Genomic DNA, 16,998 nt, shown 5'->3' on the forward strand with positions numbered 1-16,998 from the left:
ATCCATTTCATAGTTAAAAAGAAGCAACATCAGCTCGGATTCCGCAACTGGTGTTGCTTCAATTTCATATATGTGGAGAGATATTATGCATACTATAGACGTCGATTTAGTAGCAAGATTAATAAATGAACAATTTCCTAAATGGTCCGATTTAGAGATCAGGTCTGTGAAATTCAGTGGGCATGATAATCGGACTTTTCATTTAGGTGAACAGATGAGTGTGCGATTACCAAGTGCAGCCGCTTATGTTCCCCAAGTGGAGAAAGAACAACTATGGTTACCTTTTTTAAGGAAAGGACTTACGTTACCTATTTCAACACCATTAGCGAAAGGGACACCTAACAAAGAATATCCCTGGCCTTGGTCTATTAATAAGTGGCTAGAGGGAGAGACTTTATCCCATGAGAACATTAATGATCTCAATCAATTTGCGAGAGACTTGGGGAGCTTTTTAATTGAATTACAGTCTATTGATGCTAGTGGGGGACCTTTAGCAGGAGAGCATAATTTTTATAGAGGTGGGTCCTTAGCTGTATATGATGAGGAATCTAGAAATGCGATTGAGCATAATAAAGATATTTTTAATGAAGGTCTATTGAAAAAGATCTGGGAACTGGCATTAGACTCTGAATGGGAGTCAGAACCAGTTTGGGTTCATGGTGATGTCGCACCTGGAAATATATTAGTCAAAGACGGACAGCTTTGTGCAGTCATTGATTTTGGCATATTAGGGGTGGGTGATCCTGCTTGTGATGCTGCAATGGCGTGGACTTTTTTTGATGAGGCTAGTAGAAGGATCTTTAAAAAGGTATTAAACATGGATGCACAAACGTGGAATAGAGCAAGAGGGTGGGCTTTATGGAAAGCACTGATCACCTATAATGGAAATCGATATTCTAATCCAACAGTAGCGGAAGAATCCTTGAATATTATCAATCTAATAGTAGAAGACATCGAATTGTAGAAATTGAACTACATAAAACATGTAAACTAAACCATAATAGTCAATAAGCACGAATGAGCATCAGTCAGATGATAAAGTGTTGTATTTAAATCCGAAAGAAAGGAATTTGTATGAACATTTAGCGACTGACAACGATTATCATATTAGAATTATTATAAATAACTTGACAGGCCTTAATTTGGTTAATTATAATAATTATAAATAGTATCCACTCTATTCATAAATTAAACCCAAAGGAGATTAAACAATATGTCATTAATCGGAACAGAAGTACTACCATTCAAAGCAAGCGCATTTCAAGATGGGAAATTTATCGATGTTACAGAAGAAAACTTCAAAGGTAAATGGAGTGTAGTTTGCTTTTACCCAGCTGACTTCACATTCGTATGCCCAACTGAACTAGAAGATTTGCAGAACCAATATGAAACCCTCAAACAACTAGGTGTTGAAGTATATTCCGTTTCTACTGACACACACTTTACACATAAAGCATGGCATGAAAGCTCCGCAGCAATTGGCAAGGTGAAATACATTATGATCGGCGATCCCTCCCATGTGGTTTCCCGCAACTTTGATGTATTGATCGAAGCTGACGGTCTTGCTGATCGTGGTACATTCATCATTGACCCAGACGGTGTTATTCAAACTGTTGAGATTAATGCTGGTGGTATCGGCCGTGATGCTAGCGCTCTTGTTAACAAAATTAAAGCAGCGCAATATGTACGCAATCATCCAGGTGAAGTTTGCCCAGCGAAATGGTCGGAAGGTGCAGAAACTCTTAAACCAAGTCTCGATCTTGTAGGTAAGATTTAAGGAGCGAAAGCTAAATGAAACTAGATCAAGAAATAAAAGCTCAACTAGCGCAATACCTAGAACTCTTGGAAGGCGATGTAGTACTGAAACTCAGTGCAGGCGCTGACGAGGCATCACAAGAGATGACTGAACTAGTTGATGAAATTGCCAAAATGTCAGCTAGGATTACGGTGGAAAGAACCGAACTATCTAGAACCCCAAGCTTTAGTGTAAATCGTGTGGGTGAAGATACGGGCGTAACCTTTGCCGGAACTCCGCTTGGACACGAATTTACCTCATTAGTATTGGCTCTGTTGCAGGTTAGCGGAAGAGCTCCTAAGGTTGAGCAAAGTGTAATTGATCAGATCAAAGGCATTAGTGGCGAATATAAGTTTGAAACTTATGTTAGCCTGAGCTGTCATAATTGCCCTGATGTTGTACAAGCACTGAATCTTATGAGTATCTTTAATCCGGGCATTACCCATACGATGATTGACGGTGGAGTATTCAAAGAAGAGGTAGAAAGCAAAGAAATTATGTCTGTTCCAAGCGTCTACCTTAATGGTGAATTTTTCGAAAGTGGTCGTATGACGGTTGAAGAAATTTTAGCTAAAATGGGCAGCAGTGTGGACGCATCAGAGTTTGACAATAAAGCTCCATATGATGTGCTTGTTGTCGGCAGCGGCCCAGCTGGTGCAAGTGCAGCCATTTACGCGGCACGTAAAGGTATTCGTACAGGTATTGTTGCTGAACGCTTTGGCGGACAGGTTAACGACACGCTTGGTATCGAGAACTTTATTAGTGTGAAGTACACTGAAGGTCCTCAACTCGTAGCTAAACTTGAAGAGCAGGTAAAAGAGTATGGCATTGATGTGATGAAATTGCAGCGTGTCAGACGTCTAGACAAAAATGACTTAATTGAAGTTGAACTCGAGAACGGCGCTGTTCTAAAGAGTAAGACGGTCATTCTGTCTACAGGTGCTCGCTGGCGGAATATGGGCGTGCCTGGTGAAGCTGAATTCAAGAACAAAGGTGTAGCCTACTGCCCACACTGTGATGGTCCTTTGTTTGCAGGCAAAGATGTTGCAGTTGTTGGCGGCGGTAACTCAGGTATTGAGGCAGCTATTGACCTTGCAGGTATAGTGAAGCATGTAACGGTTCTGGAATTTGCTCCAGAGCTCAAAGCTGATGCTGTGCTGCAAGATCGTCTTTATAGCCTTCCTAACGTTACTGTTCTTAAAAACGTGCAAACTAAAGAAATTACCGGAACTGATAAGGTAAATGGTATTTCTTATGTTGATCGTGCGACAGAAGAGACTCACCATGTTGAATTGCAGGGTGTATTTGTACAGATCGGTCTGGTTCCAAATACAGAATGGCTAGGTGACACAGTTGAACGTACTCGCGTAGGTGAGATTGTTGTAGATAGCCATGGTGCTACTAGCTTACCAGGAGTATTTGCTGCTGGTGACTGCACTAATAGTGCTTATAAACAAATCATTATCTCGATGGGATCCGGTGCAACTGCAGCGCTAGGAGCATTTGATTATCTGATCCGTAACTAATCGATATTATTAGTAACAGCAAGAGAACGAAAGCCCTCACTTTTCACAAAGTGGGGGTTTTTTTTATCTTTTGTGAGAGAGAAATGGGTGTTTATAAACTTTTTTGGAGGATTTTATGAAGATTTTCGCGAATACATATCTAAAATATGAATTAAGCAAAATTAAGGATTTAGATTAAATGCATGTCTGCAAGGCATAATCTGGTTAGACTTGGTGCGCTATAAATAACGTTTTGCTGGAATGGAGACTATATTTCTGTGATTAACAACATTGAATCTTTAGACAAATTTATCTCACTTATACCAATTATAAAATTATCTATCCCCGCTGATTTATCAATAGCGATATGTGATTTGGAACGGTTCGTTGCTTATTTTCCTGGCGACACCATAAATTTAAACATTAACGAAGGACAACCTTTACACAAAGAAGAACCGCTTTACTTAGCGATACAAGAGAATCGTACCTTGAAGTCCGATGTTCCAGCCCACTTTTATGGATTTGAGTTTACAGGTACAGCAACACCTCTTCACGATCAAACGGGACAAGTCATTGGCGGGATTGCAGTTCAGATTCGAAGACAAAGTGAATTAAAAGCTATTGTAGAACAAATCTCGGAATCATTATCCCAAGCCAATGAGCAAATTAATAATATTTCCTATGGTGTAAGTTCACTTTCCGATCACTCTCAGGAACTACTCATTCAATCTCAGCAGGCTGGAAAAGATGTGGAGAATACAACAGAAGTCCTATCCATTATAAACAGGGTTGCTGATCAAACGAATTTACTTGGGCTGAATGCTGCAATAGAAGCAGCGCATGCAGGTGAGAAAGGTAGAAGTTTTGAAGTCGTAGCCAAGGAAATCCGGAAATTTTCAAGGGAAACCGTCGCCTCGACGCAAAACATAAATAAAACCATGTTACAGATTAAGGGAATTACGAATCAAATGGCTAATTCGATAGAGAAGATAGCAGCTATCGGCCAAGAACAGGCGGCATCTGTTCAGCATACTTCTACATTTATTGAGGAAATAAAGATAATGTCCCAAAAACTTAATGAGTTTGCTAATAAATTATAAAAAGAGATTCAGTAGCAGTATTTTTGTCGCAATAAAAGAAAATTTTAAACGTATATTTAAAATCATGAATGGTATAGTAAGATAGTAATGAGTAATCAACATAGGAGGAATAAATTATGTCAACGCCGCACAATGCAGCACAAAATGGTGAAATCGCCAAAACAGTATTAATGCCAGGAGATCCTTTGAGAGCGAAGTATATTGCAGAAACCTATTTGGAGAACCCAACCCAATTTAATACGGTACGTAATATGTTTGGATATACAGGAACTTATAAAGGCAAAGAGGTTTCGGTAATGGGTTCGGGAATGGGAATGCCAAGTATCGGTATTTATTCTTATGAACTATACAAAAACTATGGTGTGGAAAACATCATTCGTATCGGTAGTGCTGGAGCATATACTGATAAATTGAATTTATTTGACGTGGTGTTGGCGGATAGCGCGTGGAGTGAATCTACATATGCCTATGTGCAAAGCGGTGTAGAAGGAGATATCCAGCTGCCAAGTAAAGAATTGAACGAAGTCATTGAAGCAGCGGCTACACGTATTAACAAGCCAGTTCTGACGGCGAGAATTCATTCCAGCGATGTATTCTATCATGAAGACAATGTGCCTGGAGTTAATGAATTTTACAATGAACATGGCTGTGTTTGTGTAGAAATGGAGAGTTATGCGTTGTTCCATAATGCGAAAGTGTTAGGTAAACAAGCTGCATGTATTCTTACCATTTCTGATTCGTTAGTTACTCATGCTGTAACCACGGCAGAAGAAAGACAAAATTCTTTCAACGGCATGATGGAAGTAGCTTTAGAAGCAGCGATTTCTATTTAATAAAAAAGATTAAGTAGCTTAAAAAGTTCTACGAGCAAAAGCTTGAGAGCCTATTAAATTCAGGATTAAGTCCTGATATTTAATAGGTTTTTTTCTCATTTGTAAGGTTGTGGAAATGGATAGGTGAAGCGTGTAAATTATTGTTGTTTTTAATCAAAATTTAATGTTAAATTCGTAATAATTCTCTCGGATTATACCGATATAAAAATCAAACCAAATGGCTACAAATCTTAGAAAAGACATCTAATCTCCATATGGTGGAAGTATTTATATTTTGGTGTAATGCCAAAGGGGGAAAATTGTGATTAAGCGGAGTGGCAATCTTTTATTAGCAATAAGTTTAGTATTCTCTATCGTCAGTTCTCTGTTTATGCCTGCAGTAATTTATGCAGCACCCAGCAATAGCAATATCATAGATCAAAGCTCCACATCAGCTGGGAATTTGAGCAGTGTTGCATTTGGTAACAATGTTTTTGTAGCGGTGGGCCAAGGAGGGATATCTACATCATCAAATGGCGTAGATTGGTCTATCTCAAAAAAGGCGGGGAACCCCAAACTAACTTCTATTGTGTTCGCTAATGGGCTGTTCTTAGCTATTGATGGTAGCGAAAAGGCAGTATACAATTCACTTGATGGTGAAAATTGGACAAAAAAAACGTTAGCTATCACACCGGAAAGGTTGAAAGCGGTCAATGGAAAGTTTTTTGTATGGCAGTCAGTATATAAACCTGGCACCAATCCACCTTCTTATGATGTAACTCTACTACAATCCTCGGATGGCATTAACTGGACAGACACAGGAATCACTTCTACCAATGCAATATTCGGAATGCAAAGCTTAACGGATATTGCTTATGGCAACAACAAATATGTGGTCTCTGCTAACAATGCTGTCTATTATACCTCAACGAATCTGATCAATTGGACAACGGTTACCTTAACCGATCTTGTGATCAACCACTATAATTCTAGTTGGCCTTATGTTACGAATGTAATCTATTTAAATAATCGTTTCTTTAGTTATATCGTGACTCCTTATGCTAAAAAAGTATTCACCTCTACAGACGGTGCTAATTGGACCGTTGATGCCTCATGGGATAACAAGCAATTTTATGGGGGAGGTTCTTTAAATGGGAGCTATTTGTTGTTTGGGCAGGGTGTAATTTATAAATCTTCTGCGGCTCCGCTGGACAGCACCCAGTGGACATCTTCGGATACCCATACAACAATGATGGTGAACAATATGGTTTACGGAAATGGCAAATATGTTGCTTCAGGGGGCAACGGCTTACTGGTTTCTTCTGACCTATCGGCGTGGAGTAATGTCAGCGGTAATCTGAAGAGTATTGCTAAGGATGGTAATGGCAATTATGTTGCCGTCTCATCCGGGGAATATGGCTCTATTTACAAATCTAATAGCTCCGCAGTATGGAACGATGTCACACCCTCCAAGCTGCCGGGAATGAATGCGGTCACTTATGGAGCAGGGAAGTTTATTGCGGTTACAGATAAAGAAAACTACAATCTTAACGCCAAAGTGGTGACCTCGACCAACGGTGACACTTGGACTACGACAGATACCGGAGTGCAGGACAATCTGACAGGTATTGCTTTTGGCACAAATCAGTACGTTGCTGTTTCCGATTATGGCGGAATTTATTCTTCAGTTAACGGAACCTCATGGACAGAGAGATTTAAAAATGGGGATTTTGCATTTAATACAGTAGCTTACTTGAATAATCAATTTGTAGCTCTTGGGATGAAATACAATAGTATTACTTATGAGCAAGAGAGCGTTGTTATCGCAAAATCATCAGATGGAATACAGTGGAATGTGCCCTTAGAGATTGGGTTCCCCAATACTTCTTTAAAGGGAATTGCCTATGATGGTAGAGCTTATATTCTGGTTGGAGAAGATACACTTAGCCAGCAGGCAGTAATTCTAACCACAGAAGATTTGGTAACTTTTACGAAGGTTACAATATCAGCTAGCGCACTAAATAATATCAGCTTTGGTAATGGGAGTTTTCTGGCTGTTGGATTGAAGGGGGAGTTATTCTCTTCGGCAGACGGATCCACGTGGACTCAGGAAACATCAGAGCTTACTTCTAATCTTAATGGCATTATTTACGATGGTACTAATTTTAAGGTCGTGGGGGATTATTTCACTAAAATGACCCTGAACCTAGGACCTACTCTTGCATATATCATCACCGCCTCAGCGGCGACGTTGACACCTGTCGTAGGTGTAGATAATGGGATTACGCTGACCGTGAAAAATTCGCTGGGCGATACGGATACAACGTTCACCGGATCAAAAGAAGTGACGGTAACGGGTTATGGTGTTGCGCCGGACGGAACGTACGGAAGCTTAGGAAGCACCGCTTTAGCGGCTTCACCGAGCAAGATCAACGTTAATTTCGTTGAGGGTGTAGCACAGGTGAACCTGAAGCTGAACAAAGCTGGCGCGCAAGCGGTTGTGTTCAGCCAAACAGGCGTAGCATCGCCAGCAGCAACAGCGCTGAACATTACACCTGTCGCAGGTAGCACAGCGACAATGAAGCTGACCACGGGCGTAAGTGCTCCGCAGGCCAACGGCGGCAGCTTCGCGCAGCAGCCAGTGATAACGCTGCTGGACCAGTTTGGGAATGTAAATATTGGCGACAACAGTACAGTTGTTACTGTGTCGAAGAAGGATACAGGAAGCTGGACGTTGACGGGGAATACGACATTGACGGCAGTAGCAGGTGTCATTTCCTTTACGGATCTGGGAGCCACGAATGCAGCTGGAATCACAGGAGCCCAACTGGCATTTGATGCGACAGGACTTACACAGATCACTAGCGCTACCGTGAATCTTCCACAACCACAGGGAGCGCAAAGCATCACTGCCTCAGCGGCGACGTTGACACCAGTTGTAGGTGTAGATAATGGCATTACGCTGACCGTGAAGAACTCGCTGGGCGACACGGACACTCTGTTTACCGGAACAAAAGAAGTGACGGTAACGGGTTATGATGTTGCGCCGGACGGAACGTACGGCAGCTTAGGAAGTACCGCTTTGGCAGCTTCACCAAACAAGATCAACGTTGATTTCGTTGAGGGCGTAGCTCAGGTGGATCTGAAGCTGAACAAAGCTGGCGCGCAAGCGGTTATGTTCAGCCAAGCAGGTGTAGCCTCGCCAGCGGCAACGGCGCTGAACATTGCACCTGTCGCAGGTAGCACAGCGACAATGAAGCTGACCACAGGCGTAAGTGCTCCGCAAGCCAATGGCGGTAGCTTCGCGCAGCAGCCAGTAATTACTTTGCTGGATCAGTTTGGAAATGTAAACATTGGCGACAACAGTACGATTGTTACTGTTTCGAAGAAGGACGCAGGGAGCTGGACATTGACGGGAAATACGACATTGACGGCAGTAGCAGGTGTCATTTCCTTTACGGATCTGGGAGCTACGAATGCAGCTGGAATCACCGGAGCCCAACTGGCATTTGATGCGACAGGACTTACACAGATCACCAGTGTAGCGTTGAATCTTCCAGAGCCACAAGGAGCCCAAAGCATTACCGCCTCAGCGGCGACTTTGACACCTGTCGTAGGTGTGAATAATGGCATTACGCTGACCGTGAAGAATTCGCTGGGCAATACAGATACAACGTTCACCGGAACAAAAGAAGTGACGGTATCAGGTTATGATGTTGCGCCTGACGGAACGTACGGCAGCTTAGGAAGTACCGCTTTGGCAGCTTCACCGAGCAAGATCAACGTTGATTTCGTTGAGGGTGTAGCTCAGGTGGATCTGAAGCTGAACAAAGCTGGCGCGCAAGCGGTTATGTTCAGCCAAGCAGGTGTAGCCTCGCCAGCGGCAACAGCGCTGAACATTACACCTGTCGCAGGTAGCACAGCGACAATGAAGCTGACCACGGGCGTAAGTGCTCCGCAGGCCAACGGCGGCAGCTTCGCGCAGCAGCCAGTGATAACGCTGCTGGACCAGTTTGGGAATGTAAACATTGGCGACAGCAGTACGGTTGTTACTGTGTCGAAGAAGGATGCAGGAAGCTGGACGTTGACGGGGAATGTGACGTTGACGGCAGTAGCGGGTGTCATTACCTTTACGGATCTGGGAGCTACGAATGCAGCTGGAATCACCGGAGCCCAACTGGCATTTGATGCGACAGGTCTTGCAGAGATCACTAGCGCTACCGTGAATCTTCCACAACCACAGGGAGCGCAAAGCATTACCGCCTCAGCGGCGACTTTGACACCTGTCGTAGGTGTGGATAATGGCATTACGCTGACCGTGAAGAATTCGCTGGGCGACACGGACACTCTGTTTACCGGAACAAAAGAAGTGACGGTATCAGGTTATGATGTTGCGCCGGACGGAACGTACGGAAGCTTAGGAAGTACCGCTTTGGCGGCTTCACCGAGCAAGATCAACGTTGATTTCGTTGAGGGTGTAGCTCAGGTGGATCTGAAGCTGAACAAAGCTGGCGCGCAAGCGGTTATGTTCAGCCAAGCAGGTGTAACCTCGCCAGCGGCAATGGCGCTGAACATTGCACCTGTCGCAGGTAGCACAGCGACAATGAAGCTGACCACGGGCGTAAGTGCCCCGCAGGCCAATGGCGGCAGCTTCGCGCAGCAGCCAGTAATTACTTTGCTGGATCAGTTTGGGAATGTAAACATTGGCGACAACAGTTCGGTTGTTACTGTGTCGAAGAAGGACGCAGGAAGCTGGACGTTGACGGGGAATACGACGTTGACGGCAGTAGCAGGTGTCATTTCCTTTACGGATCTGGGAGCTACGAATGCAGCTGGAATCACCGGAGCCCAACTGGCATTTGATGCGACAGGTCTTGCAGAGATCACTAGTGCAGTTATTGACCTTACCTGGCCTGAACTTGCTGCGCCAAGTATTGAGTCTGTAACGGCAGGAAACGGACATATTCGAATTACTTGGAGTCCCGTATATGGTACCGATAGTTACGCTGTATATCAGTCTACAGCTTCAGGTGTTTATGGAGCTGAGGTAGCTACTATAAGTGGCTCTGAGAACAGTTACGATGCTGTAGGATTAATTAATGGAACTGCTTATTATTTTATTGTTAAAGCTGTTAATCCTGATGGTATCAGTGCGGCTTCCAATGAAGTAACTAGAACGCCTCAGGTTCCAGCGCCGGGCGCGCCAATACTTCATTCACCTGTGGCAAGTAATGGCATCATCGGCTTAACATGGGATCCGGTGAAGGGTGCGATTGGATACACTATATATCAAGGTATCACTTCCGGAATCTATGAGACACAAGTGGCTACAGTAAGCGAGTCCGTCTACAACTATGATGTGACAGGGTTAACTAATGGCCAATCTTATTATTTCGTAGTTAAGGCATCTAATCCGGGCGGGGAGAGTGCAGCTTCTAACGAAGTCAGCACGAAACCAAGAACATCACCATCTGCACCTACGGGCTTAATAGCAGTAGCGGGAGATGGCGAGGCGACTGTGACATTTGCAGTTCCTGATTCGAACGGGGGAACTCCAATTACGAATTATGAGGTTACTGCTTCTCCGGGTAATATCGTAATAGTTGGGGCAACAAGTCCAATAACGGTAACAGGTCTAGCGAATGGAACAACTTATTCGTTTACAGCTAAAGCGATTAATAGCGCTGGTAGTAGTGTAGCTTCTGAAGTTTCGAACTCCGTGACACCAAAGTCATCAACGGAGGTTGAGGTTACACCTACACCGCCAACACCAACACCAACACCAACACCAACACCAACAGAATCACCGACATCAACACCGACTGCACCACCTGCAACAACTGCACCAACTGCAACAGCAGGATCCACTGCTACAGCTACACCATCTAGCAGCATGGTTGAGGTATTGGTGAACGGTAAGGTTGAAAATGCCGGAACAGCAACGATATCTGAGCATAACGGGCAGACGGTTACCACGATTGTTGTAGATCAGGCAAAAATAGAGCAACGCATCGAAAAGGAAGACCAGAATGCAATTATAACTATCCCTGTGACTGCGACTTCAGATGTGATTATTGGCGAGCTTAATGGTCAAATCATCAAAGATATGGAGCAGAAGCAGGCGCTGTTAATCATTCGTACTCCAAAGGGTACTTATACAATATCAGCAGCTCAGATTGATATCAGTGCAATTTCAAAACAGTTTGGCACAGACATTGCTCTACAAGATGTGAAGGTGCAAATTTCAATTTCTGTTCCGACTGCGGATGTACTGAAAAGAATAGAAATGCTGGCAGCCAATGAAAAGCTAACGCTGGTAGCTCAGCCATTAGATTTCACGGTGAAAGTTACTTACGCTGGGAAAACTGTTGAACTCACTAAGTTTAATACCTATGTGGAAAGAACTATTCCTCTTGCGGATGGTGTAGACCTTAAGAAGATTACGACTGGGCTAGTGCTTGAAGCAGGGGGGACGATCCGCCATGTACCCACACAGATTGTTGCCATTGATGGCAAAAACTTTGCGAAAATACACAGTTTAACGAACAGTACGTATTTTGTAGTTCAAGATCCACAGAACTTCAAGGATGTCGTCACCCACTGGGCTAAGGACATTGTCAATGAGATGGCTTCCCGTAAGGTTATTAATGGAGTCGGTGACGATTTGTTTAACCCTAGTCAGGAGATTACACGTGCAGAATTTGCGGCGATTATCGTACGTGGATTGGGATTGAAATTGGAGAGCGGAACAACATCCTTTACGGATGTGAAGGTCTCAGATTGGTATAATGATGCGGTGCAGACAGCTTACTCCTATAAGCTAATCAACGGTTTTGAGGATGGAGCGTTCCATCCTACAGACAAGATTACTCGGGAACAGGCGATGAGTATTATTGCTAAAGCTATGGTGATTACCGATTTGAAGACAAAACTTCCTGCCAAAGAAGCAAGCGAGCTGCTGAGCATTTACACGGATGCGAATGAAGCATCAGGCTGGGCGAAGAGTGGCATTGCAGACAGCCTGCAAGCAGGAATCATCACGGGCAGAAGCGGAAATGTACTTGCCCCACAAGCCTTCATTACGAGAGCAGAAGTTGCGGCTATCATCCAAAGATTGCTGCAACAATCAGATTTGATTTAATACACGGTTCTGATTCGAGAGGATCCTCCATGCAGGAAGAGCTGCGGAGGGTCCTCTTTATTTTATTAGGTCAGAGACAATCATTTGTTGCTTTTTTATTGACAAGAAGAAAAATCCAGTTAATAATAACATATGAACACATGCTCATATGTTATTATTAACTGGAGCTTTTGAATGTAACTGCGCAGGGCTACGAATACTATCTAGCTGAAGGTAATAGGAGGTTAAGCATGATGAACAAGAAGAAAAGACACAATCATCAGGTCGAGAATGCACACAGGCAACAGGCCAATCACGATCACAGTAACCACGACCACTCTCATGAAGGACACAGTCACTCTCATGAAGGACACAATCACTCGCATGGCGCTCACGGGCATCATCATTTTGATCCAAGTGGAAATAAAAAAGGGCTTATGATTGCGTTGATCATTACGGTTGGAATTATGTTTTTGGAGTTTTTTGGAGGGTTAATTACCAACAGCTTAGCCCTGTTATCGGACAGTGGGCATATGCTAAACGATGCAAGCTCTCTAGCATTAAGCCTAGTAGCGGTCTGGTTCGCAACCAAACCTGCTTCTCCGAACAAAACGTACGGATTTCATCGATTTGAAATTTTGGCGGCACTTTTAAACGGAGTTACTTTATTTGTAGTTGCTGGATTTATCATTGTAGAAGCTTATGGGCGATTTTTTGATCCGCCAACGGTTGCCAGCGGATCTATGATGCTGATCGCAAGTATTGGTCTTTTAGCCAATGTGGCTAGTGCATGGTCGCTTATGAGAAAAGGGGATGTGAAAAATAATATTAATCTCCGTAGTGCTTATCTCCATGTGCTTGGTGATGCTTTAGGTTCGGTAGGGGCGATTATTGCCGGTTTAATTATGATGATTTTTGGCTGGTATGTTGCAGATCCTATCATAAGCGTTCTGGTTGCTCTATTGATTCTTAGAGGGGCATGGGGAATTATCAAACATACCGTTCATGTCCTTATGGAAGGCACACCGATTACAATTAATCCAGCTGAAGTAAAGGAAATCCTCGAAAGCATTGAGGGGGTTAGAAATGTTCATGACCTGCATATCTGGACCATAACTTCGGGCTTAGATTCACTCAGCTGTCATATCTTAATTGAAGAGGAAGCAGATGACCAACGCATTTTGCAGCAAGCGATTCGGTTAATTGCCGATCATTTCAAAATTCAACATACAACCATTCAGGTTGAAAATTCCGCTATAGTTCATGAAGAATTGAAAATCTAATCAATGATTTATTTTTTGAATAGAATAGGGGGGCTATAGTATAATAAAAATACGAGGTAAGGGGTGATCGGTGCATGGATAATCTGACTCACGAGCATGAATCATGCAGTACGGATGAGCGGAAAAGTCATCACTCAGATAAAACTAAAAAGAATTTGATTAGCCGGCTCAATAGAATTGAAGGTCAAGTTAGAGGGCTAAAAGGGTTAATTGAAAAAGACACCTATTGTGATGATGTGCTGCATCAAATCTCCTCGGTCCAATCTGCATTGAACGGCGTGGGCAAGCTTTTGCTGGAGCATCATATGAAAAGTTGTGTAGTGGAACGTATCCAGGATGGTGAGAACGAGGTACTGGATGAGCTATTAGTTACCATCAATAAATTAATTAGATAATTGATCAATCGGAAGGATTCCTTGGAATCCTTTTTTATTTGCTCAAATTGGGTATATATAGAGTAGGGGACTATCCTAATTTATGATTTCGAGAGGAGTATGTGTTATGGCACATCAAAACTACAAAGTGTGTATTGAAGAGTGTTTGAAATGTATGGTAGCTTGTAATCACTGTTACTCAGCTTGTTTGGATGAGGATCATGTGGGGATGATGAAGGAGTGCATTCGCCTGGATCGTGAATGTGCAGATATATGCGAGTTCGCAGCTCATGCGATGTCGATGAACAGTAAATATGCAAAAGAAATTTGTCTGGCTTGTGCAGAAGCTTGTGAAGCCTGCGGCAACGAATGCCAAAAGCATGATCATGAACATTGCCAGCAATGTGCAGAAGCTTGTTTTGCTTGTGCAAAAGTTTGCCGTGAAATGGCGGCATAAATTAAAGCTTGAAACTGAAAGGGCTGCCGCGGCAGTCCTTTATTCGTGAATAGGAAGCCAAATCTAAGGACAACTAGTGAGGTTTTGTAAAATTATTAAGCAATATAGGTAAATATAGTGTTAAAATTTATTGAAATAATACCTTTATAATCAAGAGATATAGATGCCATAGGGGATGGCTGAGAAAAAACAGAATGAGGGGATGTTAACAACGTTATGATCAATCTTAGTCCAGAACGACTCCAGCAAGTTAGCTACATAGGGATTACTGAAGCTGATTTAGAATTATTAAAAAGCAAGGAGAAAGAATTCAAATTAATCGTTAGCTCATTGGTTGAGGAACTGTATAAACAGATGACGATGGAGCCAGAATTGCTCCACATCATTGAGCAGCACAGTACACTGGATCGATTAAAAGAAACACAGCAGTGGTATTTTTTATCCATGGCCTCTGGTGTGATCGATGAAGCATTTATTGAAAGACGTTTGCTTATCGGGAAAATCCATTCTCGTATTGGATTAACAACGAATTGGTATTTGGGGACGTACATATTATATCTGGATCTGGCTACTGCTTATTTTGAACGGATATTACCAAACGAGTGGAAGCCTGTTATTCATGCCTTAACCAAGATGTTTAATCTCGATTCACAGCTCGTTCTTGAAGCCTATGAAGTGGATGAAAAAGCAAAAATTGAAAACTTGCTGGAGAAGCAAAATCACCTGCTTACAGGAGTGAGTTCAGCCGTTCAGGAGCTGGTATCTTTGATGGTTCAATTAAAGGATAGCAGTGAATCGATAGAAAGTTTAGCTAGTAAAAATGCTGATTATCAAGAGAAAACGCATCAAACGGTATTATATTTAGACAAAGAGGTGGAGTCTATTCATCAAGTGGGTACGATGATTAGAGAAGTGGCTGATCATACGCATCTTTTAGGCTTAAATGCGGCTATCGAAGCGGCCAGAGCTGGGGAGTTTGGAAGAGGGTTTGAAGTTGTGGCTAATGAAGTTCGTAAGCTAGCCCGCCGCTCAAAGGATTCATTGGTAACCATTGACCAGAAACTAGACAATATCAATGCCACCCTTTCCAAGGTGAAAAAAGAATCGGAACATAACTCAATGTATTCCAAGGATCAAGTCAAAAGCTCTCAAGAGCTGGCTTCCTTCGTGAACTTAATTGAAAAAGTGACTGCTGAGTTAGAGAGCTTGAAATGAAGCTGCCACGGATTGAAACACTCCTTCAGAAAATTCTGAGGAGTGTTTTTTGTTTGAAATATAAGAAGTTATTAGCGGTCTAGCTTAGACATCAGTTTTGGAGACACCGTTTAAGCTGGGCACATAATCAGCAGCCTTATCGATGTTCACCATCTGAGCGGCTTCATTGAAATTGTTGTTATTCTCCGCATTGTTTTTCTTGCTCGGTTGATGTTTTCCTGGAGCTTCTTTGGGATTGGCGTTATTTTTGGGCATGACAGTCACCTCCATATTCTTCACCTAGTATGAGAAGGTAGTTTGAATTTTATGCCAGCAGTTGACAAATGTATCATTAAAAGATATAGTTCATTTAATGATATATCTTTTAATGATACATATGAGGAGGTGATTAAGTGTCAAGAACGGACTCATTGGAAATGGGAGAGCTCACAGACACTGCATTTTATATTCTCTTATCTTTAGTCGAAGCCAAACACGGATATCTAATTATGAAATCGATCGAAACGATGACGAACAATCAATTTTCAATTGGGCCTGCTTCCATGTATACAACTATTAAGAAGCTGTTAGCGGCTGAATTTATTGAGCTGTATAAAGAAGAAGAGGATGACAAACGAAAAACGTATATTGCAACAGAAAAAGGGATTGGATTGCTAAGAAAAGAAGTAGAGCGCCGAAAAGAAATGATTAGACATGCAGAACAAATTCTCAAATAAAAGGTGGGGAATAGGCATGAAGAATACAAAATATGTGACCAGCGGGGGCTTAGCTTTTACTGAAAAAGGTGATATGCAGAAATTGAGTAAGTATGCCAAAAGGGGCTGGCTCCTGGAAAGCTTTGCACCATTTGGTTATAAGTTAAGAAAGGGAGATCCCCAGACTTTTGAGTACAGTGTAGATTATCACACGAATGTGGATGAGGAGTATTATTTGATTTTTGAAGATGCCGGATGGACCTATGTCTGTTCTGCCGGAAATGGGTTTCATATCTTTCGGGCAGCTGCAGGTACGGCGCCTATCTACTCAGACACTGGGACCCTCATTGACAAATATGAACGTGAAAAGAAAACGATGAGCAAAGCAGCCTTGCCATTGCTTATAGCTTTGATTGTTTTTATCTTCCTAGCGATCTTGGGCGTTAATGGATGGTTACCTGAGATGGTGAGGAATATCAGCCTAGTGTTAGTAGTGGTCACACTTTGTATGTTGGTCTTTCCGGGTCTTCCATACATTGCGTATCGACTTAAATTAAATAAATTACGAGAATAGCAAATGAATTTTTATCTAAAGGATGTTTGCACAGCCATGAATGAAGTTGGTTGTGGGATCATCCTTTT

At 42.6% G+C, this 16,998-nt stretch carries 13 protein-coding genes; 12 read left to right on the top strand and 1 reads right to left on the bottom strand.

Features of this window, described 5'->3' with window-relative positions:
- Positions 1-85: 85 nt before the first annotated feature.
- The 10 genes from NST45_RS00215 (at position 86) to NST45_RS00260 (ending at position 15,661) form a co-directional block, all read left to right on the top strand.
- Entirely contained in the window at positions 86-964 is an 879-nt protein-coding gene (locus tag NST45_RS00215; protein WP_036681371.1) for an aminoglycoside phosphotransferase family protein, read from the top strand.
- Between the two features lie 249 nt (positions 965-1,213).
- Positions 1,214-1,777 carry an alkyl hydroperoxide reductase subunit C gene (gene ahpC / locus NST45_RS00220; RefSeq protein WP_036681373.1) on the top strand — a complete coding sequence of 188 codons (564 nt, stop codon included), beginning with the start codon at positions 1,214-1,216 and terminating at the stop codon, positions 1,775-1,777.
- Positions 1,778-1,791: 14 nt separating this feature from the next.
- Positions 1,792-3,321, top strand: a complete 1,530-nt coding sequence (ahpF, locus tag NST45_RS00225; RefSeq protein WP_036681374.1) for an alkyl hydroperoxide reductase subunit F — start codon at positions 1,792-1,794, stop codon at positions 3,319-3,321.
- Between the two features lie 257 nt (positions 3,322-3,578).
- Positions 3,579-4,400 carry a methyl-accepting chemotaxis protein gene (locus NST45_RS00230; RefSeq protein WP_076129804.1) on the top strand — a complete coding sequence of 274 codons (822 nt, stop codon included), beginning with the start codon at positions 3,579-3,581 and terminating at the stop codon, positions 4,398-4,400.
- A gap of 116 nt (positions 4,401-4,516) precedes the next feature.
- Positions 4,517-5,233, top strand: coding sequence for a purine-nucleoside phosphorylase (gene deoD, locus NST45_RS00235; RefSeq protein WP_036681380.1), 717 nt, complete (start codon positions 4,517-4,519; stop codon positions 5,231-5,233).
- 301 nt (positions 5,234-5,534) lie between these two features.
- Positions 5,535-12,353 (top strand): S-layer homology domain-containing protein, encoded by a 6,819-nt coding sequence (locus tag NST45_RS00240; RefSeq protein WP_339824500.1) that lies wholly within the window; start codon positions 5,535-5,537, stop codon positions 12,351-12,353.
- A gap of 230 nt (positions 12,354-12,583) precedes the next feature.
- Positions 12,584-13,615 (top strand): cation diffusion facilitator family transporter, encoded by a 1,032-nt coding sequence (locus NST45_RS00245; protein WP_256721479.1) that lies wholly within the window; start codon positions 12,584-12,586, stop codon positions 13,613-13,615.
- Between the two features lie 74 nt (positions 13,616-13,689).
- Positions 13,690-14,010, top strand: coding sequence for a metal-sensitive transcriptional regulator (locus tag NST45_RS00250; protein ID WP_036681383.1), 321 nt, complete (start codon positions 13,690-13,692; stop codon positions 14,008-14,010).
- Between the two features lie 106 nt (positions 14,011-14,116).
- Positions 14,117-14,446: a four-helix bundle copper-binding protein gene (locus NST45_RS00255; protein WP_076142221.1), complete on the top strand. Its 330-nt coding sequence runs from the start codon at positions 14,117-14,119 to the stop codon at positions 14,444-14,446.
- A 216-nt stretch (positions 14,447-14,662) separates the two neighbouring features.
- Positions 14,663-15,661 carry a globin-coupled sensor protein gene (locus NST45_RS00260; RefSeq protein ID WP_038574887.1) on the top strand — a complete coding sequence of 333 codons (999 nt, stop codon included), beginning with the start codon at positions 14,663-14,665 and terminating at the stop codon, positions 15,659-15,661.
- Between the two features lie 84 nt (positions 15,662-15,745).
- On the opposite strand, the gene NST45_RS00265 is transcribed toward NST45_RS00260, so the two are convergent.
- Positions 15,746-15,916, bottom strand: coding sequence for a hypothetical protein (locus NST45_RS00265; protein ID WP_162636851.1), 171 nt, complete (start codon positions 15,914-15,916; stop codon positions 15,746-15,748).
- A gap of 137 nt (positions 15,917-16,053) precedes the next feature.
- On the opposite strand from NST45_RS00265, the gene NST45_RS00270 reads away from it, so the two are divergent.
- Together NST45_RS00270 and NST45_RS00275 are read left to right on the top strand one after the other, a co-directional pair.
- Complete coding sequence (locus NST45_RS00270) at positions 16,054-16,377, top strand: PadR family transcriptional regulator (protein WP_036681391.1); 324 nt, start codon at positions 16,054-16,056, stop codon at positions 16,375-16,377.
- Positions 16,378-16,393: 16 nt separating this feature from the next.
- Positions 16,394-16,930 (top strand): DUF2812 domain-containing protein, encoded by a 537-nt coding sequence (locus tag NST45_RS00275; protein ID WP_036681393.1) that lies wholly within the window; start codon positions 16,394-16,396, stop codon positions 16,928-16,930.
- Positions 16,931-16,998 lie beyond the last annotated feature (68 nt).

This window comes from Paenibacillus sp. FSL R7-0163 (assembly GCF_037969975.1).
GTDB lineage: Bacteria > Bacillota > Bacilli > Paenibacillales > Paenibacillaceae > Paenibacillus_AQ > Paenibacillus_AQ odorifer.

Bases quoted from the DNA above. Each gene is read 5' to 3' on its own strand.
- NST45_RS00260 (WP_038574887.1), top strand. From the start codon at position 14,663: ATGATCAATCTTAGTCCAGAACGACTCCAGCAAGTTAGCTACATAGGG.
- NST45_RS00265 (WP_162636851.1), bottom strand. From the start codon at position 15,916: ATGCCCAAAAATAACGCCAATCCCAAAGAAGCTCCAGGAAAACATCAA.
- NST45_RS00255 (WP_076142221.1), top strand. From the start codon at position 14,117: ATGGCACATCAAAACTACAAAGTGTGTATTGAAGAGTGTTTGAAATGT.
- NST45_RS00250 (WP_036681383.1), top strand. From the start codon at position 13,690: ATGGATAATCTGACTCACGAGCATGAATCATGCAGTACGGATGAGCGG.
- deoD (WP_036681380.1), top strand. From the start codon at position 4,517: ATGTCAACGCCGCACAATGCAGCACAAAATGGTGAAATCGCCAAAACA.
- NST45_RS00245 (WP_256721479.1), top strand. From the start codon at position 12,584: ATGATGAACAAGAAGAAAAGACACAATCATCAGGTCGAGAATGCACAC.
- NST45_RS00275 (WP_036681393.1), top strand. From the start codon at position 16,394: ATGAAGAATACAAAATATGTGACCAGCGGGGGCTTAGCTTTTACTGAA.
- NST45_RS00215 (WP_036681371.1), top strand. From the start codon at position 86: ATGCATACTATAGACGTCGATTTAGTAGCAAGATTAATAAATGAACAA.
- ahpC (WP_036681373.1), top strand. From the start codon at position 1,214: ATGTCATTAATCGGAACAGAAGTACTACCATTCAAAGCAAGCGCATTT.
- ahpF (WP_036681374.1), top strand. From the start codon at position 1,792: ATGAAACTAGATCAAGAAATAAAAGCTCAACTAGCGCAATACCTAGAA.